15 protein-coding genes and 1 pseudogene are annotated in these 20,587 nt (G+C 65.6%); 12 read left to right on the top strand and 4 right to left on the bottom strand.

Going from position 1 to position 20,587, the window contains the following annotated elements:
* Positions 1 to 162: 162 nt before the first annotated feature.
* From BM190_RS20525 to BM190_RS20515, 3 genes are all read left to right on the top strand, one after another.
* Positions 163 to 939, top strand: coding sequence for a mechanosensitive ion channel family protein (locus tag BM190_RS20525; protein WP_092258263.1), 777 nt, complete (start codon positions 163 to 165; stop codon positions 937 to 939).
* Between the two features lie 220 nt (positions 940 to 1,159).
* Complete coding sequence (locus BM190_RS20520) at positions 1,160 to 3,490, top strand: TonB-dependent receptor family protein (RefSeq protein ID WP_244550690.1); 2,331 nt, start codon at positions 1,160 to 1,162, stop codon at positions 3,488 to 3,490.
* 16 nt (positions 3,491 to 3,506) lie between these two features.
* Positions 3,507 to 4,325 carry a class I SAM-dependent methyltransferase gene (locus BM190_RS20515; RefSeq protein WP_244550684.1) on the top strand — a complete coding sequence of 273 codons (819 nt, stop codon included), beginning with the start codon at positions 3,507 to 3,509 and terminating at the stop codon, positions 4,323 to 4,325.
* Between the two features lie 9 nt (positions 4,326 to 4,334).
* Here the strand turns inward: BM190_RS20515 and BM190_RS20510 are convergent, their stop codons facing one another.
* Both BM190_RS20510 and BM190_RS20505 read right to left on the bottom strand, forming a co-directional pair.
* Positions 4,335 to 4,943 carry a CinA family protein gene (locus BM190_RS20510; protein ID WP_092258255.1) on the bottom strand — a complete coding sequence of 203 codons (609 nt, stop codon included), beginning with the start codon at positions 4,941 to 4,943 and terminating at the stop codon, positions 4,335 to 4,337.
* Positions 4,944 to 4,946: 3 nt separating this feature from the next.
* Entirely contained in the window at positions 4,947 to 6,128 is a 1,182-nt protein-coding gene (locus tag BM190_RS20505; protein ID WP_018320433.1) for a bifunctional 2-C-methyl-D-erythritol 4-phosphate cytidylyltransferase/2-C-methyl-D-erythritol 2,4-cyclodiphosphate synthase, read from the bottom strand.
* Positions 6,129 to 6,407: 279 nt separating this feature from the next.
* On the opposite strand from BM190_RS20505, the gene dusB reads away from it, so the two are divergent.
* From dusB to ntrC, 3 genes are read left to right on the top strand one after another with little or no spacing between them, the layout of a single operon-like run.
* Complete coding sequence (gene dusB, locus BM190_RS20500) at positions 6,408 to 7,409, top strand: tRNA dihydrouridine synthase DusB (protein WP_092258252.1); 1,002 nt, start codon at positions 6,408 to 6,410, stop codon at positions 7,407 to 7,409.
* Complete coding sequence (locus BM190_RS20495; protein WP_092258633.1) at positions 7,406 to 8,575, top strand: two-component system sensor histidine kinase NtrB; 1,170 nt, start codon at positions 7,406 to 7,408, stop codon at positions 8,573 to 8,575. Before dusB ends, BM190_RS20495 begins: the two co-directional genes overlap by 4 nt.
* Positions 8,576 to 8,584: 9 nt before the next feature.
* Positions 8,585 to 10,027 carry a nitrogen regulation protein NR(I) gene (gene ntrC, locus BM190_RS20490; protein ID WP_028144677.1) on the top strand — a complete coding sequence of 481 codons (1,443 nt, stop codon included), beginning with the start codon at positions 8,585 to 8,587 and terminating at the stop codon, positions 10,025 to 10,027.
* Positions 10,028 to 10,233: 206 nt separating this feature from the next.
* Here the strand turns inward: ntrC and BM190_RS40545 are convergent, their stop codons facing one another.
* On the bottom strand, positions 10,234 to 10,380 hold the full coding sequence (locus BM190_RS40545; protein ID WP_177237179.1) for a hypothetical protein: 147 nt from the start codon (positions 10,378 to 10,380) through the stop codon (positions 10,234 to 10,236).
* Positions 10,381 to 10,559: 179 nt separating this feature from the next.
* Here BM190_RS40545 and BM190_RS20485 point away from each other — a divergent pair, with 179 nt between their 5' ends.
* From BM190_RS20485 to fabI, 4 genes are read left to right on the top strand one after another with little or no spacing between them, the layout of a single operon-like run.
* A complete protein-coding gene (locus BM190_RS20485; RefSeq protein ID WP_177237178.1) occupies positions 10,560 to 12,776 on the top strand; it encodes a DUF3141 domain-containing protein in 2,217 nt (738 codons plus the stop codon).
* Between the two features lie 28 nt (positions 12,777 to 12,804).
* Positions 12,805 to 13,764 carry a phosphate acetyltransferase gene (locus BM190_RS20480; protein WP_092258627.1) on the top strand — a complete coding sequence of 320 codons (960 nt, stop codon included), beginning with the start codon at positions 12,805 to 12,807 and terminating at the stop codon, positions 13,762 to 13,764.
* 5 nt (positions 13,765 to 13,769) lie between these two features.
* On the top strand, positions 13,770 to 14,984 hold the full coding sequence (locus tag BM190_RS20475) for an acetate/propionate family kinase (RefSeq protein WP_092258249.1): 1,215 nt from the start codon (positions 13,770 to 13,772) through the stop codon (positions 14,982 to 14,984).
* On the top strand, positions 14,981 to 15,769 hold the full coding sequence (fabI, locus tag BM190_RS20470; RefSeq protein ID WP_092258245.1) for an enoyl-ACP reductase FabI: 789 nt from the start codon (positions 14,981 to 14,983) through the stop codon (positions 15,767 to 15,769). The genes BM190_RS20475 and fabI overlap by 4 nt, the downstream gene beginning before the upstream one ends.
* 13 nt (positions 15,770 to 15,782) lie before the next feature.
* Here fabI and BM190_RS41160 read toward each other — a convergent pair.
* Positions 15,783 to 16,393, bottom strand: a pseudogene (locus BM190_RS41160) (CoA-transferase).
* A gap of 260 nt (positions 16,394 to 16,653) precedes the next feature.
* On the opposite strand from BM190_RS41160, the gene BM190_RS20455 reads away from it, so the two are divergent.
* Positions 16,654 to 19,050 carry a sensor histidine kinase gene (locus BM190_RS20455; RefSeq protein ID WP_018320441.1) on the top strand — a complete coding sequence of 799 codons (2,397 nt, stop codon included), beginning with the start codon at positions 16,654 to 16,656 and terminating at the stop codon, positions 19,048 to 19,050.
* An 18-nt stretch (positions 19,051 to 19,068) separates the two neighbouring features.
* Positions 19,069 to 20,439 (top strand): nitrogen assimilation response regulator NtrX, encoded by a 1,371-nt coding sequence (ntrX, locus tag BM190_RS20450; RefSeq protein WP_018320442.1) that lies wholly within the window; start codon positions 19,069 to 19,071, stop codon positions 20,437 to 20,439.
* Positions 20,440 to 20,587: the final 148 nt, after the last annotated feature.

The raw sequence follows: 20,587 nt of genomic DNA, 5'->3' as shown, positions 1-20,587 counted from the left end.
GCCGTAGGGCGGATTAGCCGAAGGCGTAATCCGCCATTCTGGTACCGCGACGAGAGACGCGGCGGATTACGCTTCGCTAATCCGCCCTACGGGACGGTGTTCCCTTCGGGATCAATTCGTGCCGCAGTGAGTTTGCAACGGATTGTCCGGGTTGGAGCCGCCATGACCATCAATTTCGACACGTTGAAAGCCTCGCTCGTCCTGTATGGCTTGAACGCGATTTACGCGATCCTGCTGCTCGCGATCGGCTGGTACCTGTCGGGCGCCATGCAGCGGTTCGTCACGCGCCTGTTGAGCGTCACGCACCGCGTCGACCCGCTCGTGACTTTGTTCGTGGGCAGCCTCGCACGTTACGGCGTGCTGGCGGTGGTCGGCATCGCCGTGCTTCAGCTGTTCGGCATTCAGACCGCGAGCCTCGTTGCCGTGCTGGGCGCGACATCGCTCGCCATTGGTCTGGCACTTCAGGGCACGCTCTCCAATCTCGCCGCCGGCGTGATGCTGCTGTTGTTCCGGCCGTTTCACATCGGTAACGACGTCGAGGTCGCCGGCAAGGCGGGCAAGGTAAAGTCGCTGTCGCTGTTCATGACCGAGCTGGTCGCGCCCGACAACACGCAGATCCTGTTGCCTAACGGGCAGGTGTGGGGCGCGGCCATTATCAACCGCAGCGCCTATCCCGGCACGGGCGAGGTCAAGGTTGCGTTTCCGGTCAGGGCCGGATCGGCCAACGCGCTGGCAGACCAGATCCTGAAACAGCTGCGCGACGATCCCCGCATCGCCAAGGGCGGCGCACCGTCGGTCAATGTGTCGAAGGTGATCGCCGCAGATCCCGCGGCGCCCGTCGTGGAATTGACGGTCAGCGCAAGGGTGAATCCGTCGGATGCTGATGCGGTCAGGCAGCGGGTGCTCGATCATGCGAGCGCGCTGCTGGCGGCGGCATAGCCGCCTCAGCCGAAGCGAGTTGGAACGAAACTAATTCCAAGCTGAGCGCTGTTTGCTCCAGCGCAACCAGATCCCGACCGCGCGCGGCGAGGTTCGCGCGTGATCGCGACGGCGTACCACATCGCCGCGTGGAGAGTGGGGGCTGGACTTGGGAAGCAAGATGAAGAATCCGTCGTTGGGGCGAGGGCGCTCGCGGCGCGCATGGAGAACGAAGGATGCGGTGCTGTTGTCCTGGACAGCGTCCGGCTTGCTGCTGCCGGCCCTCGCCGGGGAGGCTTGCCTGGCGCAATCGGCGGCGCCAGGCGCGTCAGTCCAGCTCGATCCTGTCGTGGTGGAGGCGCCGAAGAGCGCGGCGAAGCCCCCGGCGGCATCTCGCGAGCGGGTCGCGGCGCGGCGCGGCGCCGCCAAGCCGCAATCTCGCAGCGGTGACAATTCCGGCGACGAGGTTGCGGGGCATGCTGCCCCGGCTGCATCGGTGCAGGAGCGCTTCGAAGCGCTCGCAGGCGGCGTCGCGCTGGTCCGGCACGAGGATCTCTCGCCCACCGGCAATCCGACCGTGTCCCGTGCCCTCAGCGGTGTTCCCGGTGTCGTGGTGCAGAATTTTTTCGGCGGCAACGACCAGCCGCGCATCCAGATCCGCGGCTCCGGCCTGCAGCAGAATCCGGTCGAGCGCGGGCTGCTGGTGCTGCAGAACGGCTTGCCCATCAATCGCGCCGACGGCTCCTACATCGTCGGCTTCGCCAATCCGCAGCAGGCTGAGGCCATCGAGGTCTATCGCGGCTACATGGCCAACCGCCTCGGCGCCACCGTGCTCGGCGGCGCGCTGAACTTCGTGTCGCCGACGGGATCGTCCTCGCCGGGAACGCAGGCCGCAATCAGCAGCGGAAGCTTCGGGCAGATCAATGCCAGCGCGCAGACCGGCGGCAGGAAAGACAATGTGGACGCGCTGGTGCAGGCCGATTTCAGCCGTCGTGACGGCTTTCGCGACTACAACAGCTCCGAGCGCAGCAGTTTCGATGCCAATGTCGGCGCCGTGCTGTCCGAGAATGTCAGCACGCGCTTCTTCATCGGCTACACCGATCTCGGCTTCGATGTGGCGGGACCGCTGACCAAGAGCGCGATGCAGGCCAATCCGCGGCAGGTGTTTGCCGGGCCGACCTTCATCCCGCCGTCGACCTCGATCAATCCGGGGCCCAACGTGGTGCGCGACAGGCCGCGCCGCGAGGCCGAGCAGTTCGTGGCGGGATCGCGAACCACCGCGACGTTCGATGCGCATCTGTTCGACGTGGCGCTCGGCTATACCCACACCGACGACATGTTCCGCTTTCCGATCTCCTCAGGCGTCCGCGCCACGCGGGGTGACGATGCGACCGGCGTGTTCCGCTACGCCTACAAGCCCGACAGCGCGGCGGCGTTGCCGCTCGTGGAAACGACCGCGCAATATTCGGTGGGATCGGCGGATCGGGAGAATTTCATCAACCAGGCCGGGCAGACCGGCGCCAAGTTCGGCGAGAGCCGACTCGATGCGACGACGCTGGCGCTGCATAGCGGCCTCAATCTACCGATCTGGGACCGGATCACCGTGTCGCCGGCGATCGCCTATGGCTACGCCACGCGCGACAATGACGACGTCTACCGGAGCGCGACGCGGCCGACGATTGCCTACAATCCGGCAAATCCGACCATGCTGCTGCCGAACGGCGCAGTGCCGACGCAGAGCTCGATCTATGCGCGCAGCTATTCGGCGTGGAGCCCCAGCCTCGGCGTGACCTTCCGGCCCGTGCCCGGCCAGACCGTCTTTGCCGCGGTCAGCCGCAGCTTCGAGCCGCCGTCACATGACGATTTGCTCGCGACGATCAACGGGACGCCGAACAGCAGCCCGGGGCGGCCGACGCCGGGCAATCCGGGGCTCGTCGCAGCAGCGTTCGCGACGCCCAATCTGAAGGCCCAGACCGCCACTACCGTTGAGGGCGGCTGGCGCGGCCGCGCCGGCATCCTGTCGTGGGACGCGGTCAGCTACTATTCCTGGGTCGACGACGAGCTGCTCAGCCTGCGCGACTCCACCGGCGCGTTGATGGCAGCGTTCAATGCCGACCGCACCACGCATCTCGGCGTCGAGCTCGGCCTCGGCGTCAGGATCGCGCAGCGGCTGACCGGCCGCGTCGCCTACACCTACCAGGACTTCCGCTTCGACAACGATCCGCTGCGCGGCAACAACCGGCTCGCCGGCGCGCCGCCGCATCTCGTCAACGCGGTCCTGCAATATCAGGCGACCGACGCCTGGAAGCTCGAAGGCGTGGTGCGCTGGAGCCCCGGCCACATGCCGGTCGACAACATGAACACGCTGTTTGCCGATCCGTTCGTGGTCGCCGATCTGCGCACCGAATACCGGATCAGCGAGCGCTTCTCGGTGTTCGGCGAGGTCACCAATCTGTTCGACGCGAACTATGCCGCATCGACCCTGATCGTCGATCAGGCGCGGCCGGACCAGGCCGCGTTCATCCCCGGCGACGGACGCGGCTATTACGGCGGCATCCGGGCGCGGTTCTAACTTGAAGGAGACTCCCATGATTGCAGACCACACGATGCCACCGGTCGAGCTGCCCGGAGGCGATCTCGACGTGGCGAAGATGCCGGGCCATTGGCTGCTGGCCCGGCTCGGCAAGCGCGTGCTGCGTCCCGGCGGACTTGGCCTGACGCGCGCGCTGCTGCACGGGCTGGTGATCGGCGCCGAAGACGATGTCGTCGAGTTTGCGCCTGGGCTCGGCGTTACCGCGCGCCTGATCCTGGCGCGAGGCCCGCGAACCTATGTCGGCGTCGAGCGCGATGCGCAGGCGGCGGCGTGGACGAGGCAGCAGCTGCCGGCGAGGCGGAACGTCTCGGTCATCGTCGGCACGGCCGATCGGACGACCTTGCCGGCAGGTTCGGCGTCGGTCGTGATCGGCGAGGCGATGCTGAGCATGCAGACCCAGGAGCAGAAGCGCCGCATCGCGGCGGAAGCGTTCCGGCTGCTTCGCCCCGGCGGACGTTACGGCATCCACGAGCTCGCCGTGACGCCGGACAATATGCCGTTCGGCCAAAGGCAGGAGATCGATCGCGCGCTCTCCGGCGCTATCCATGTCGGCGCGCGTCCGTTGTCCGGCGACGGATGGAGAGGGCTGCTGGAGAGCGTCGGCTTTCAGATCGAGGCAGTCGAATTCGCGCCGATGCATCTGTTGCGGCCGCGGCGCCTGGTGCAGGACGAGGGCCTCGTCGGCGCCTTGCGGCTCGCCAGGAATCTGTTGCTGGATCGTGCGGCGCGGCGCCGGGTGCTGGCGATGCGGCGGGTGTTCGAGCAGCATCGCGCCAATCTGGCCGCGATCCGCGTGATTGCCCGGAAGACGTGAGCGGGGTGCTCAGCCCCGCGGCGACCGCGGCGTCCGTCGTTTGGCCACATGCCGGCGCGGCGAGCGCGTCACACGCGGGCGCAGGCGGCTTGCAGCGGGACGGCGCGGCTTGGCCTGGGGCTGCGGGCCGCGGGCCAGATCCATCAGCATGCGCAGCGCCTCGACCACCGAGCGGGCGCGCACCGCGGTGCGGCCGATCGCGCCGAAGCGGTGCTCGCGGTGGATGATGCGCCCGTCGCGCGCGGCGGCGGCGAAATGCACGAGACCGACCGGCTTGCCGGGCGTCGCGCCGCCGGGGCCGGCAATGCCGGTGATGGCGACGGCGAGATCGACGCCGGCACGCTCCAGCGCGCCGACCGCCATCGCGGTCGCGGTCTCCTTGCTGACGGCACCGAAGTTCGTGAGCGTGCCGGCTTCGACGCCGAGCATCGCGCGCTTGGCGTCGTTGGAATAGGTGACGAAGCCGCGATCGATCACGTCGGAAGAGCCGGGGATGTCGGTCAGCGCGCCGGCGACGAGGCCGCCGGTGCAGGATTCAGCCGTCGCGATCGTCAGCTTGCGCATCCGGCACAGGTCGAGCAGCGAGCGGGAGAGGGCGCGTGCGTCGCTGCCGCCCATGACCTAGACGCTCCAGGGAAGACGGATGGTGGCGCTCGCGGTCGCCGCGATGCCTTCCTCGCGGCCGGTGAAGCCGAGCCGCTCGCTGGTGGTCGCCTTCACCGCGACGCGCGAGACGTCGACGCCGGAAATCTCGGCGATGCGCGCACGCATGGTGTCGCGCAGCGGGCCGATCTTCGGCCGCTCGCAGATCATGGTGACCTCGAGATTGGCAACGCGGCCGCCGCGCTGGGTGACGCGCTCGATGGCGTATTTCAGGAACTGGTCGGAGGAGGCGCCCTTCCACTTGGCATCGCTCGGCGGAAAGTGCGAACCGATGTCGCCGTCGGCGAGCGCGCCGAGGATGGCATCGACCAGCGCATGCAGGCCGACGTCGCCGTCGGAATGAGCGAGAAAACCCTTGGTGTGCGGCACGCGCACGCCGCAGAGCATGAGATGGTCGCCCTCACCGAAGGCGTGCACGTCGTAGCCCGTGCCGGTCCTGATATCGCCGAGCTGGGCCGCCAGGCGCGCTTCCTCGCGCACGAAATCCTCGGGAGTGGTGAGCTTCATATTGGCAACATCGCCTTCAAAGGTTGCAACCGTCAATCCCGCCCATTCGGCAATCGCGGCATCGTCGGTGAAATCGCTGCGGCCATCCTTCGCGGCGCGACGATGCGCTTCGAGGATGACGTCGAAACGAAAGGATTGCGGCGTCTGCGCGATTCGCAGCCGCGCACGGTCCGGCGTGCCCTCGACATTGCCGCCATCGCCGGTCAGCTTGATGGTGTCGGTGACGGGAACGGCGGGGATGGCAGCGCCGGTGCGGCTCGCCGCCTCGATCGCGCGCGAGATCAATCCTTCCGAGACGAATGGGCGGGCGGCGTCGTGGATCAGCACGATGTCGGGCTCGTGCTTGACCAGCGCCTCGAGGCCGGCAAGCACCGAGGCCTGCCGGGTCGCACCGCCATTGGTCGGCGGCTCGTGCTCGAGCCCGGCGACCGCGGCCGTGAAGATGGCGCTGTCATCAGGGTTCACCACCGGCTGCACCGCAAACACGTCGGCGTGGCGGCTGAAGGCTTCCATGGCGCGGTAGATTACGGGCACGCCGCCGATCTCGCGATATTGCTTCGGCCCACCGGCGCCCGCACGCAGTCCACGCCCGGCTGCCACGAGGACGACTGCGGTGCGTTGTGATTTCGCCATAGGACTCGAATACTCAGTTGGTGATGGAGAGTCGGGAGTGGGGTGATTGCCGCATGCCTCTAGCACGGCAGGCCCGCAAAAAAAGGGGGTTTCCCCGGATTGTTGGAAACAGCAATTTGCTGCACTGCACTTGAAAGATTTGCAGAATTGTCTAAACTGTAGGCATGACGCTTGACTGCACAAGAATTGTGCGCAAGATAGGTCATGGCAGGCGCGATGAGGCCCTGCCCAGTCAACGAGAACCCCGTGACCGGTTCGGCAGTATCCGGCTCTAAGCCGTTGAAAATAGGCGATATTGATGTCGCCACCCCGGTCTTCCTGGCACCGATGTCGGGGGTGACTGACTCGCCCGTCCGCCGGTTGGCCGCCGAGCTTGGCGCCGGTCTCGTCGTGTCCGAAATGACCGCCAGCGATGAGCTCGCGAGCGGCCACCGGATGTCCCGGTTGCGTTGCGAAGCCACCGGCATCGGCCCGCACGTGGTCCAGCTCGCCGGCTGCGAGACGCATTGGATGGCGGAGGGCGCCCGGATCGCGGAAGCCGAGGGCGCCGATATCATCGACATCAACATGGGCTGTCCGGCCCGCCACGTCACCGGCGGTCAGTCCGGCTCGGCCTTGATGCGCGACCTCGACCATGCCGTCAGCCTGATCGATGCGACCATCGCGGCGGTGAAGGTGCCGGTGACGCTGAAGATGCGGCTGGGCTGGGACGACCGCAGCCGCAACGCGCCGGAACTGGCGCGGCGCGCGGAAGCCGCCGGCGTCAAGCTCGTCACGGTGCATGGCCGCACCCGCAGCCAGTTCTACAAGGGCGAGGCCGATTGGGATGCGATCCGCGCCGTGCGCGAGGCCACCTGCCTTCCGCTCGTCGTCAACGGCGACATCACTTCCTACGAGAAAGCGCTCGCGGCGCTCGAAGCCTCCGGCGCCGACGCCGTGATGATCGGCCGCGGCGCGCAGGGCCAGCCCTGGCTGCCCGGTCAGATCGGCCGCCGCCTGCAGGGCGGGGCTGAGGAGGCTGGGCCCTCGCTGGAAACGCAGCTGCATTATGTCCGCACGCTCTATGAGGGTGTCTGCGCGCTCTACGGTCTGCGCATCGGCCTCAGGCATGCCCGCAAGCATCTGGGCTGGGCGCTCGATGTCGCAGCCGAGGTAAGCCGCGCGCCGGCCGAAAAGCTGAAATCCTGGCGCCAGAAGATCCTCACCGCGGAAGATCCGCGCCTCGTCCACCAGTCGCTGCAGGATGCCTTCGACGACTTCGGATGGAGCGCTGCTGCATGAGCTCCGCCGCTGAACATCGCCGGCCGTCCGACAGCGACGCGATCCTGGATGCCTTACCCAATCCCGTGCTCATGATCGGGCCGGACGGCAAGATCGTCGCCGCCAATATCGCGACCGAGGCCTTCTTCGACATCTCGACGCAGTTCCTGAAGCGGCAGTCGCTGAAAGAGCTGGTGCCGTTCGGCAGCCCCTTGCTGGCGCTGATCGACCAGGTGCGCTCGTCGAATTCGCCGGTCAACGAATACAAGGTCGATCTGGGCACGCCGCGCATGGGCGGCGACCGGCAGGTCGATCTGCATGTCGCGCCGCTGACCGAGCGGCCCGGCCATATCGTGGTGATGCTGCAGGAGCGCTCCATCGCCGACAAGATGGACCGCCAGCTCACCCATCGCAGCGCGGCGCGCTCGGTGATCGCGCTGGCCGCGATGCTGGCGCACGAGATCAAGAATCCGCTTTCCGGCATCCGCGGCGCGGCGCAGCTTCTCGAGCAGCAGGCCTCGTCCGAGGACCGCATGCTGACGCGCCTGATCTGCGACGAGGCCGACCGCATCGTGACGCTGGTCGACCGCATGGAGGTGTTCGGCGACGAGCGCCCCGTATTGCGCGGCCCCGTCAACATCCATTCGGTGCTCGACCACGTCAAGCGGCTGGCGCAGTCCGGCTTTGCCCGCAACATCCGCTTCATCGAGGATTACGATCCCTCGCTGCCGCCGGTGCTGGCGAACCAGGACCAGTTGATCCAGGTGTTCCTCAATCTCGTGAAGAACGCCGCAGAAGCCCTGATCGACATCCCTGACGCCGAGATCCAGCTCACCACCGCGTTCCGCCCCGGCGTGCGCCTGTCAGTCCCCGGTCAAAAATCCCGGGTATCCTTGCCGCTCGAATTCTGCGTGAAGGACAACGGACCAGGCGTGCCGGACGATCTTCTGCCCAACCTGTTCGATCCCTTCGTGACCACCAAGCAGACCGGCTCGGGCCTGGGCCTTGCGCTGGTCGCCAAGATCGTCGGCGATCACGGGGGCATCATCGAATGCGAATCTCAGCCGCGCAAGACCACCTTCCGCGTGCTGATGCCGATGTATTCCACATCGGTGAAACATGCCGATCAAAGCAGTCGCGCCGACTCTGCCGGGAAGCCGTCGCCTGCGTCACAGGGGGCGAAATGAGGATTAACGATGCCCGCAGGTAGCATTCTCGTAGCAGATGACGATACCGCCATCCGCACCGTTCTCAATCAGGCACTGTCCCGCGCCGGCTACGAAGTGCGGCTGACCGGCAATGCCGCAACGCTGTGGCGCTGGGTCAGCCAGGGGGAGGGCGATCTCGTCATCACCGACGTGGTGATGCCGGACGAAAACGCCTTCGACCTCTTGCCGCGGATCAAGAAGATGCGGCCGAATCTGCCCGTCATCGTCATGAGCGCGCAGAACACCTTCATGACGGCGATCCGCGCCTCCGAGCGCGGGGCGTACGAATATCTGCCGAAGCCGTTCGACCTGAAGGAGCTGATTGCCATCGTCGGCCGCGCGCTGGCCGAGCCGAAGGAGCGGGTCTCGACCCCCGATGAGGACGCCGAGATGGAGGCGATCCCGCTGGTCGGCCGCTCTCCGGCGATGCAGGAAATCTACCGCGTGCTGGCGCGGCTGATGCAGACCGATCTCACCGTGATGATCACGGGCGAGTCCGGCACCGGCAAGGAACTGGTGGCGCGCGCGCTGCACGATTACGGCAAGCGCCGCAACGGCCCGTTCGTCGCGGTCAACATGGCGGCGATCCCGCGCGACCTCATCGAATCCGAACTGTTCGGCCATGAACGCGGGGCCTTCACCGGCGCCAACACGCGCGCCTCCGGCCGGTTCGAGCAGGCCGAGGGCGGCACGCTGTTTCTCGACGAAATCGGCGACATGCCGATGGAGGCGCAGACGCGATTGCTGCGCGTGCTGCAGCAGGGCGAATACACCACCGTCGGCGGCCGCACCCCGATCAAGACCGATGTGCGTATCGTCGCGGCCTCCAACAAGGATCTGCGCGTCCTGATCCAGCAGGGCCTGTTCCGGGAAGATTTGTTCTTCCGCCTCAACGTCGTGCCGCTGCGGCTGCCGCCGCTCCGCGAGCGCATCGAGGATTTGCCCGATCTCATCCGTCACTTCTTCGCGCTGGCCGAGAAGGACGGCCTGCCACCCAAGAAGCTCGACGTGCTGGCGCTGGAGCGGCTGAAGCAGCACCGCTGGCCCGGCAACGTCCGCGAGCTGGAAAACCTCGCCCGGCGCCTCGCCGCGCTCTATCCGCAGGACGTGATCACGGCTTCCGTCATCGATGGCGAGCTCGCGCCGCCCTCGGTCAGCCCGGGCGCCGCGGTCCAGCAGGGCGTCGACAATCTCGGCGGCGCAGTGGAGGCCTATCTGTCCTCGCACTTCCAGGGCTTTCCCAACGGCGTGCCGCCGCCCGGCCTCTATCACCGCATCCTCAAGGAGATCGAGGTGCCGCTGCTCACGGCCGCGCTCGCCGCCACCCGCGGCAACCAGATCCGCGCCGCCGACCTGCTCGGCCTCAACCGCAACACGCTGCGCAAGAAGATCCGGGATCTCGACATCCAGGTCTATCGGAGCGGGGGCTAGTTCCCTCGCGACAAACGCTAAACGCGTTTACGCGGACGGTGGCTCAGCTCCCCCTACCAAAGCGGAGCTGAGCCTGTCCGGATCGCGCTGGCCGTTTTGGCTGACGCGGTGAGCAGAAGTCGGAATGGGGCCGAAATGTTCCGCGGTCACACATGTTCCGCGGTCACACAAGGGTGAGGCATTCAGTCGCCCGCGACCGCGATCCATCACCTGAACAGTCGCTCGGTCGACGGCATCAGGCGCGCTACGTCTGTCGTCGGCTCCTGCAGACCAGGACCGTTGACCAGCAGATCGGACGCCACGATCAGCAGCAGAACGGCAGAAACCATTATCGCGAGGAAGAACCTATCCATGCCATGTCAAGCCCGAATGGCCGGAAACAGTTCCCCCGTCTGACATTATCGATCTACCTCTAGAAGGTTCCAAGATCTGGCGTCCCGCTATGCCGGAAACCGCTGACCGTTGACCTATGTCAACGTCACCGGTGACATCTCTCCTTGAGTGGCCTCGCACACAACGAGGTCAGATTGCGATGGAAAATCTGAAGCCGTCTGCCGGTCCCATGTCGGAGTTAGTCGCCTCCGCCGTGGAGTATCTGGTCGATGCCGGACAGCGGAGCGTGTTGTTTCTGGACATCATGCGCCAGCGCGGCGACCGATATCGCGAGCACCTCGCGCTGACCGCGCCGCATGTGCTGCAATATGCCGCCGAGTTGATCACGGACGGCCGCAAACTCGACGAGCGTGTCAACTACGCGCTCGTACGCATCATCCCGCCCAAGAATGTCGCGATCGACATGAGGCGGCGGCCGTTCGTCGTCGTCGATCCGCGCGCCGGCCATGGTCCCGGCATCGGCGGCTTCAAGGCGGACAGCGAAATCGGTGTCGCGATGCAGGCGGGACATCCCTGCTACTTCATCGGGTTTCTGCCCGAACCCATGCCCGGCCAGACGATCGAGCGCATTGCGCGAGCCGAAGCGAAGTTTCTTGAAACTGTCATCAGCCGTCACCCCGACGCCGACGGCAAGCCTTGCGTCATCGGCAATTGTCAGGCCGGCTGGGCGATCATGATCCTGGCGTCGCTACGGCCGGAGCTGTTCGGACCGCTGATCATCGCCGGCGCGCCGCTCGCTTATTGGGCGGGCGTGCATGGCAAATATCCGATGCGCTATTCCGGCGGCCTCTTGGGCGGAAGCTGGCTGACGGCGCTGACGAGCGATCTCGGTGCCGGCAAGTTCGACGGCGCCTGGCTGGTGCAGAATTTCGAGAACCAGAACCCCTCGAACACGCTCTGGACCAAGCAATACAACGTCTATTCCAAAGTCGACACCGAGGCCGAGCGCTATCTCGACTTCGAACGCTGGTGGGGCGGGCACGTCAATCTCAACGCCGAGGAGATCCAGTTCATCGTCGATGAGCTGTTCATCGGCAACAACCTCGCCGCCGGCCGGATCGAAATGTCGGACGGGGAGAAGGTCGACCTGCGCAATATCCGCTCGCCGATCGTGGTGTTCTGCTCCAAGGGCGACAACGTCACCCCGCCGCAGCAGGCGCTGGACTGGATTTGCGACTGCTACGCCGACGTCAATGAGATCAGGGCATATGGCCAGACCATCGTTTACACCATCCACGAAAGCATCGGTCATCTCGGGATCTTCGTGTCCGGAGGCGTCGCCAAGAAAGAGCATTCCGAGTTCTCCAGCAACATCGATCTGATCGACGTGCTCCCGCCCGGGCTCTACGAGGCGACGTTCGAGGCGAGGGGCAGCGAGACGCTCAACGCCGACCTTGCAACGGGACAATGGGTAATGCGTTGCGAGGCCCGTACGCTCGACGACATCCGGGCCATGGGTGGCAATTCCCCCGAGGATGAGCGGCGGTTCGCCACCGCCAAGCGCATCTCGGAGCTCAATCTTGCAGCCTATCAGAAATTCGTGCAGCCCTGGATCAAGAAGATGGTGACGCCACAGGCGGCCAACTGGGCGCGCGAGATGCATCCGCTACGCATGCAATATGAGGCTTTCAGCAGTCAGAATCCATGGATGTCCATGGTGAAGGCGGCGGCCGATCGCGCCGAAGAGAAGCGCAGGCCGGTGTCGCAAGACAATCCGTTCCTGGCCTTCCAGGAGCATGTGTCGAAGCAGATTGTGCATGCGCTCGACAGCTGGCGCGATGCCCAGGAGGCGCTGAGCGAGACCGTCTTCCTCAACGTCTATGGCTCACCTGCGCTCCAGGCCGCTGTCGGCATCGACCCCAACGCCGAGTCAACGCGGCGCCGTGAGATGTCGGACGAGCATCGCGCCATGCTCGAAAGCAGGATTGCGGAGTTGAGGGCGAAGATTGGTGACGGTGGCCTGCGGGAGGCTGCTATCCGCGCGCTGCTCTATGTCGGCTCCGCGCGCGGCATGGTGGACGAGCGCAGCATCGAGGCGCTGCGCCAGGTTAGGCGCGACCATGCCGGCTCCCGGATGACCCTGTCCGCATTCAAGATGCTGGTACGCGAGCAGTTCTTCATGCTGCTGCTCGACCGCGAGGGCGCCTTGGCGGCCATTCCAAGGTTGTTGCCCGAGGACATGAACCAGCGGCGCGCGGCCTTCGAGGCGATGTGCGAGGTGCTCTCGGCAAGCGCGGACATCACCGGCGAGCGCGCCAATCGCCTGAGGCGAGTCGCCGAGTTATTTGGCCTGGACGGAGAGGGCGAGATGACGTCGAACGTCGCGCCATTCGATCCCCAGGCAAGAGCGTCGTAGCGTGGTTGACGAAAGCGGGAGTGACCTGATGTCGACCGATATGACGCACGAAACCGGCGGCAAGTACGACCGGCTAATCGCGGCGGCGAGGGCTGCGCCTCCGACACCGACGGTCGTCGTGCACCCCTGCGACGAGACCTCGCTACGCGGGGCGGTCGACAGCGCCAGCGCGGGGATCATTCGACCGATCCTGGTCGGGCCGGAAGGGAAGATCAGAGACACCGCCGCGAGGTTCGATCTGGACGTATCAAGCTTCGAGATCGTGGATGCCGCCCATAGTGACGACGCCGCGGCCAAGGGCGTCGAGCTCATCCATGCCGCCAGAGGCGAGCTGTTGATGAAGGGCAGCCTTCACACCGACGAGTTGATGCGCGCGGTCACGGCAAAGACCGGCGGCCTGCGCACGGATCGGCGCATCAGCCATGTCTTCGTCATGGATGTCCCGGCCTATGCCGAGACGATTTTCGTCACCGACGCCGCGATCAACATCTTTCCCGATCTCGATGCCAAGCGCGACATCATCCAGAACGCGATCGATCTCTACAATCACGCCGGGTTTGGCCAAACGCCGCGCGTGGCGATCCTGTCGGCGGTCGAGACCGTGACGTCCAAAATTCCCTCGACCATCGAAGCCGCCGCCCTGTGCAAGATGGCCGATCGCGGCCAGATCAGCGGCGGCGTGCTCGACGGTCCCCTGGCGTTCGACAACGCCATCGACCCGGAAGCGGCACGCATCAAGGGCATCGAGTCCGAGGTCGCCGGCCGCGCACAGATCCTGGTCGTTCCAGATCTGGAGTCCGGCAACATGCTGGCCAAGAATCTCGCCTATTTCGCCAAGGCGGATGGTGCCGGCATTGTTCTTGGCGCGCGGGTACCCGTCGTCCTGACGTCGCGCGCCGATACACCGCGTGCGCGCATGGCCTCGTGTGCGGTGGCGGCGCTCTACGCGCGCGCCCGGCGCCAGAAGGCGCCGTCAGTGGCCGCGTGATCGCCATGGACACGATCCTGGTCGTCAATGCCGGCTCTTCGAGCGTCAAGTTTCAGGTCTATTCGGCGTTGGGCGACGGTGCGCTCCGGCGTCAGATCAAGGGACAAATGGATGGCATCGGCAGCCGCCCGCGCCTGCGCGCCAGCGGTGCGAGCGGCGATGCGCTGGCCGATCGCGCCTATTCGGTTGAAGCTGTGCCCGATGTGCCCGCCGCCATGTCGGTTGCCGGCAACTGGCTGCGCGACGAGCTTCTGATTACGCCGATCGCGGTCGGTCATCGCGTCGTTCATGGCGGGCCGGACCATGTCCGCCCGGTCCTGATCGACCACGGCGTCGTCTCCCGCCTCGAACGCCTTGTCAACTTGGCGCCGCTGCATCAGCCGCACAATCTCGCGCCGATCCGCTCGCTGCTCGCGAATTTCCCTGGGCTGCCGCAGGTGGCGTGCTTCGACACGGCATTTCACCGCACGCATGATCTCGTCGCCGATCACTATGCGATTCCGCAGCAGCTCTATGCCGAGGGTGTGCGGCGCTACGGTTTTCACGGGCTCTCCTACGAATACATCGCCCGGACGCTGCCCGGTGTGGCGCCTGAGATCGCCAAGGGGCGGGTCATCGTTGCCCATCTCGGCAGCGGCGCCTCGATGTGCGCGATCAAGGAGGGACGCAGCGTCGAGAGTACCATGGGCTTCACGGCGCTCGACGGGCTGCCGATGGGAACGCGTCCGGGGCAGATCGATCCCGGGGTCATCCTCTATCTCATCGCCGAGAAGGGCATGCCGGCCGCGAAGGTGCAGGACTTTCTCTATCGGGACTGCGGTCTGAAGGGGCTTTCCGGCGTCAGCAACGACATGCGCGAGCTGGAAGCGAGCACCGATCCGCGTGCGCGGCTCGCAATCGACCATTTCGTCTATCGGATCGGCCTCAACGCGGGCATGCTGGCCGCGGCCTTGCAGGGCCTGGATGCCTTCGTCTTCACTGCCGGTATCGGGGAGAACTCGGTATCGATCCGCGCACGTATCGCCGAGCAGCTCGGTTGGCTCGGCGTCCGCCTTGATGCCGGTGAGAACGCCCGCCATGCGCCCCTGATCTCGGCAGCCGACAGCCGCGTCCCCGTCTACGTCATTCCGACCGACGAGGAGCTGATGATCGCACAGCACACGCTATCGCTATTGATGGACGGTCAGTTGATCAACACGAGACCTAAGAGGGTGTCATGATCCCAGTATTTCCGGACAGCAAGGTGGCCCTGAAGGGAAAGAAGGGACTGATCGTCGGCATCGCCAACGACCAGTCGATCGCCTGGGGATGTGCGCGCGCGTTTCGTGCACTGGGGGCTGATCTCGCGGTGACCTATCTGAACGACCGCGCCAAAAAGCATGTCGAGCCGCTGGCGCAGGCGCTGGAAGCGCCGATCTTCATGCCGCTGGACGTGATGGCCGAAGGGCAGACCGAGGCGGTGTTCGAGCGCATCGCGTCGGAATGGGGGCAGCTCGATTTCATGCTTCATTCCATCGCCTTCTCGCCGAAGGAAGCGCTGCACGGCCGTGTCGTCGACGTCGGCCGTGACGGCTTCCTCAAGACCATGGATGTCTCATGCTGGTCGTTCTTGCGGATGGCTCATCTCGCCGAGCCGCTGATGAAGAACGGCGGCACGCTTTTCACCATGACCTATTACGGCAGCCAGATGGTGGTGGAGAATTACAACGTGATGGGTGTCGCGAAAGCCGCGCTGGAAGCCTCGGTCCGCTATATCGCCGCGGAGCTCGGCCCGAAGGGCATTCGCGTGCACGCGATCTCGCCGGGCCCGCTGGCCACCCGCGCGGCTTCGGGGATTCCCGAGTTCGATGAGCTCATGGACAAGGCGCAGTCGAAGGCGCCGGCGCGCAGTCTCGTCAGCATCGACGATGTCGGGAACGCCACCGCGTTCCTCGCGCTCGACGGCGCCAAGCTGATCACGGGCGGCGTGCTCTATATCGACGGCGGCTATCACATCATCGATTGAGGCCGCCGACGGATCAGACGTTCATTTCCGGGACGTTGTCGGGAAGAGCCAGCTCGGCTTCCGTGAGCGCCATGACGTCGCCGACACTGCCCCCGGGCGCGGTCTCCAGCAGCGTCGCCCTGCCGCCGGAGAAGCCGATCACGGCCATGTCCGTGACGACGAGATCGACCGACCGCGCCGAGGTCAGGGGCAGGGTGCATTGGGCGACGATCTTCGACTTGCCCCTGGCCGCATGCTGCATGGCGACGATGACGCGCCTGGCGCCGCTGACGAGGTCCATCGCCCCGCCCATGCCGGGCACCATCTTGCCGGGGATCATCCAGTTGGCGAGGCGGCCCTGCGCGTCGACTTGGAGGCCGCCGAGCACGGCACAAGATCGACCTTGATCTCGTTCGTCAGCATCTGCTGCTGGGCCTTGGGATTGAGCCCGACATGCGTCGCGGTCAGACGCGACACGAGCGATGCGTCAAACAACTTGCCGACGCCTTTGCCCGGCAGTGCGGCATCGTTGCAGATCGCCGACAATCCGGTCTTCTGCTGCCGGACCATTTCATCGAGCAAGCGCTCCGGTGTTCCAATACCCATGAAGCCGCCGACCATCACGCTGGCGCCAGCGGGAATCATCGCAACGGCTTCTTCAACGGCCACAGCCTTCATGGGTGGAACTCCGGTCGGGCATGAGCCACGCGCACTCTTGATCTGCGTCAAGGCTCGCCCTCGTTCGCGAATGACGATGCCGGTGCCACGCGCCGCGCCAGAGCTGTGGATGCGCCGGTCCGCCGCGGCGGGGGCGCCGCGGAATTGTCGCAATTCGGCAACAATGTGGTACGAATACATCAGTATCCGCCCATCGCGGACCCGTTTTCAGCACCACCATTGCCGGAATGACCAGCGCAGACACCTCGGCCGCACACTTTGACACGACACCAGCGGAAGAGCCCCGGCGTTGGTCGGCGCGGCGCTGGCTGGCGCCCTTTGCCGTGGCGCTGGCGCTGCTCTCGGCCTTCCTGACCTTCCTGGTTCTGACCGGCCTGACCACGATCGAGCCGACGCCGGCGGTGGTCCGCTCGATCTACCTGACCAACGCGGCCACGATCCTGTTGCTGGTCGGGATCATCATCCGCGAGCTCTGGCAGCTGATTCTGGCGCGGCGGCGGGGCAGGGCGGCGGCGCGGCTCCATGTCCAGATCGTCAGCCTGTTCTCGATCGTGGCGGTGCTGCCGGCGGTGCTGGTCGCCGTCGTCGCCAACGTCACCATCGAACGCGGCCTCGACCGGCTGTTCTCCGGCCCGACCAAAGAGGTGATCCAGAATTCGCTGACGATCGCGCGGGCCTATATGCAGGACCATGCGCAGCTGATCCGCGGCGACATTCTCGGCATGGCCAACGACATCGCGCATGCCCGGCCGCTCTACGACCAGGATCGCCGCTCGTTCCGGGAGATGCTGAGCGCCAGCGCCAGTTCCCGCAACCTGCCGGGCGCGATGATCATCGACAAGAACACCAACATCCTGGAATCCGCCGACACCGGCATGCGGCTCGCCTATTCGCCACCCGCGTCCGACTTCCTCAGCAACGTCAACGAGTCAGAGCCCGAGATCGCGGTCCTTCCCGATGCGAGCTTCGTGGCCGCGGTGATCCGGCTGCGCGCCTTCAGCGACACCTTCCTCTATGTCGCCCGTCCGCTTGATCCGAACGTCGTCAATCAGCTCAAGCAGACCGAGGTCAGCGTCGCCGAATACGCCCAGATCGAGTCGCGCCGGCTCGGCATCCAGGTTGCCTTTGCGCTGATGTTCGCCGTGATCGCGCTGACCATCCTGATGGCCTCGGTGCTGATCGGCCTGAACTTCGCCAATTCACTGGTCTCGCCGATCCGGCGGCTGATGAACGCGGCCCACACGGTCTCGACCGGCGACCTCCATGTCCAGGTGCCGGTGCACCAGTCGGAAGGCGATCTCGCGCAGTTAGGCGAGACCTTCAACAAGATGACGCAGGAGTTGCGCAGCCAGCGCGATGAGCTCGTCAACGCCAGCGACCTGATCGACAGCCGCCGTCGCTTCATCGAAGCGGTGCTGTCCTCCGCAAGCGCCGGCATCATCGGCGTCGATGCTTCCGGCAGCGTCGGCATTTTGAACCGCTCGGCCGAGAAGCTGATCGGGCACTCCGAGGCGGAGACGCTCGGTCATCCGCTCTCCGACGTGCTGCCCGAGCTGGACGAGATGATGAAGGCGGCGCGGGAAGGGAGCCAGCGTCTGGTGCAGGGCCAGATCACGATCACCCGCGACGGCACCGAGCGCAATCTCTCGGTCCGCGTCAGCGCCGAGAAGAACCAGCCGCATGACAGCTACATCATCACGCTCGACGACATCACCGAGCTGGTCTCGGCGCAGCGTACCTCGGCCTGGGGCGACGTGGCGCGCCGCATCGCGCATGAGATCAAGAATCCGCTGACGCCGATCCAGCTTTCGGCCGAGCGAATTCGCCGCAAGTTCGGCAAGGGCATCACCGAGGCCAAGGACAAGCAGATCTTCGAGCAGTGCACCGACACCATCGTGCGCCAGGTCGACGACATCAGGCGCATGGTCGACGAGTTCTCGCGCTTTGCGCGGATGCCGAAGCCGGTGATGGAAGGCGAGGACGTCGCCGATACCGTGCGGCAGGCCGTGTTCCTGATGAAGGTCGCCCATCCCGAGATCGATATCGAGGCCGAATTCAAAGACGATCCGCTCCGCGCGCAGTTCGACCGGCGGCTGATCTCGCAGGCCGTCACCAACATCGTCAAGAACGCCACCGAGGCGATCGAGCAGGTCCCGCCGGAGGAGCTGGGCAAAGGCCGCATCGACGTGGTCGTGTCGCGCGAGGGCGAGGACGTTCTGATCGACGTCATCGACAATGGCATCGGCCTACCCAAGGTCGCGCGCTCGCGGCTGCTCGAGCCCTATGTCACGACGCGTGCCAAAGGCACCGGCCTTGGCCTTGCGATCGTCGGCCGCGTGCTGGAAGACCATGGCGGGCGCATCGAGCTGAAGGATGCTTCCGACTTCCGCGAGGGCCAGCGCGGCGCCTGGATGCGGATGCGCTTCGCAGTCTCCGGCCAGCCGGCGAAGTCCGAGGGAGCCGAGCAGGCCCCGGCGGCCGCGGTCAAGGACGCAACCGGCGAAGAGGCCGGCGCTCCTGTCAAGGACCCGGCGCAGGAAACAAAAGAGCTGGCGGCCGAAACCAAAGAGGCCGCTGAAAAGACCAATGATTCAACGAAAATCGAAGCCTCAACAGGCAGCTGACAAGACAGGGCGCGACCCATGGCAAGTGAAATTCTGATTGTCGATGATGAGGCCGATATTCGGGATCTCGTCGCAGGCATTCTCGAGGACGAGGGTTTTGTCACGCGGACTGCGCGCGACAGCGACTCTGCACTGGCTGAAATCGCCAACCGGCGGCCGCATCTGGTGTTCCTCGACATCTGGCTGCAGGGCTCCAAGCTCGACGGCTTGCAGCTCCTGGAGCAGGTCAAGAAGGACAATGCCGACCTGCCGGTCGTGATGATCTCCGGCCACGGCAACATCGAGACCGCGGTGGCCGCGATCAAGCGCGGCGCCTACGACTTCATCGAGAAGCCGTTCAAGGCCGACCGGCTGATCCTGGTCGCAACCAGGGCGCTGGAGAACTCGCGGCTCAAGCGCGAGGTCAAGGAGCTGAAGCAGCTGGCGCCGAGCGCAAGCCAGCTCGTCGGCCGCTCGCCGAGCATGAACCAGCTGCGCCAGACCATCGAGCGCGCGGCCAAGGCCAACAGCCGCATCCTGATCGTCGGCCCCGCCGGCGCCGGCAAGGAATTGACGGCGCGCACGTTGCATACGGCCTCGGGCCGCGCCGACGGTCCCTTCGTCGTCATCAACGCCGCCGCGATCACGCCCGAGCGCATGGAGCACGAGCTGTTCGGCGTGGAGCAGTCCAACGGCGAACAGGCGCGCAAGCCCGGCGCGCTCGAGGAAGCCCATGGCGGCACGCTGTTCATCGACGAGATCGCGGACATGCCGCGTGAGACCCAGAACAAGATCCTGCGGGTGCTGGTGGAGCAATCGTTCCAGCGCGTCGGCGGCACCGCCAAGGTGCAGGTCGACGTCCGCATCATCTCCTCGACCGCGCGCAATCTCGAAGAGGAGATTGCGGCCGGCCATTTCCGCGAGGACCTCTATCATCGCCTCTCGGTGGTGCCGATCCGCGTGCCTGCGCTGTCGGAGCGGCGCGAGGACATCCCGGAACTGATCGACTATTTCATGGAGCAGATCTCGGCCGGTAGCGGCCTGCCCAAGCGGCAGATCGGCCAGGACGCGATGGCGGTGCTGCAATCGCATGTCTGGCCGGGCAATGTGCGCCAGCTCCGCAACAACGTTGAAAGAGTCATGATTCTCGCCGCCGGTGGACCGGAGGTCATCATCACGGCCGACATGTTGCCGCAGGACGTCGGCTCCATGGTGCCGGCGATGCCGACCAGCAACAATGGCGAGCACATCATGGGCCTGCCGCTGCGCGAGGCGCGCGAGGTGTTCGAGCGCGACTATTTGATTGCACAGATCAGCCGTTTTTCAGGAAATATTTCTCGCACAGCCGAGTTCGTTGGCATGGAACGGTCGGCGCTGCATCGAAAGTTGAAAGCGCTCGGTGTCGGCTAGCGCGTGCTGGTGCGAAGCGGGTACCGGTTCGCACTGGGAAAACGTCGTCAGAACAAGATCTAACGCCGCGACGTTGCGGCGACACCTTTGAATAAAACGAGGAAATTCATCGATTTCCGTAGTTTTTCGGGGCAATACGGCGCCCGCT

Origin of the sequence: Bradyrhizobium sp. Rc3b, assembly GCF_900114915.1 — a bacterium.
In the GTDB taxonomy this organism is placed as follows: domain Bacteria; phylum Pseudomonadota; class Alphaproteobacteria; order Rhizobiales; family Xanthobacteraceae; genus Bradyrhizobium.
The sequence above is the reverse complement of the archived record's forward strand: the minus strand, read 5'-3'. Positions and strand labels throughout refer to the sequence as shown.

Bases quoted from the DNA above. Each gene is read 5' to 3' on its own strand.
- BM190_RS20525 (WP_092258263.1), top strand. From the start codon at position 163: ATGACCATCAATTTCGACACGTTGAAAGCCTCGCTCGTCCTGTATGGC.
- BM190_RS20515 (WP_244550684.1), top strand. From the start codon at position 3,507: ATGATTGCAGACCACACGATGCCACCGGTCGAGCTGCCCGGAGGCGAT.
- BM190_RS20510 (WP_092258255.1), bottom strand. From the start codon at position 4,943: ATGGGCGGCAGCGACGCACGCGCCCTCTCCCGCTCGCTGCTCGACCTG.
- BM190_RS20505 (WP_018320433.1), bottom strand. From the start codon at position 6,128: ATGGCGAAATCACAACGCACCGCAGTCGTCCTCGTGGCAGCCGGGCGT.
- BM190_RS20495 (WP_092258633.1), top strand. From the start codon at position 7,406: ATGAGCTCCGCCGCTGAACATCGCCGGCCGTCCGACAGCGACGCGATC.
- ntrC (WP_028144677.1), top strand. From the start codon at position 8,585: ATGCCCGCAGGTAGCATTCTCGTAGCAGATGACGATACCGCCATCCGC.
- BM190_RS40545 (WP_177237179.1), bottom strand. From the start codon at position 10,380: ATGGATAGGTTCTTCCTCGCGATAATGGTTTCTGCCGTTCTGCTGCTG.
- BM190_RS20485 (WP_177237178.1), top strand. From the start codon at position 10,560: ATGGAAAATCTGAAGCCGTCTGCCGGTCCCATGTCGGAGTTAGTCGCC.
- BM190_RS20480 (WP_092258627.1), top strand. From the start codon at position 12,805: ATGTCGACCGATATGACGCACGAAACCGGCGGCAAGTACGACCGGCTA.
- BM190_RS20475 (WP_092258249.1), top strand. From the start codon at position 13,770: ATGGACACGATCCTGGTCGTCAATGCCGGCTCTTCGAGCGTCAAGTTT.
- fabI (WP_092258245.1), top strand. From the start codon at position 14,981: ATGATCCCAGTATTTCCGGACAGCAAGGTGGCCCTGAAGGGAAAGAAG.
- BM190_RS20455 (WP_018320441.1), top strand. From the start codon at position 16,654: ATGACCAGCGCAGACACCTCGGCCGCACACTTTGACACGACACCAGCG.
- ntrX (WP_018320442.1), top strand. From the start codon at position 19,069: ATGGCAAGTGAAATTCTGATTGTCGATGATGAGGCCGATATTCGGGAT.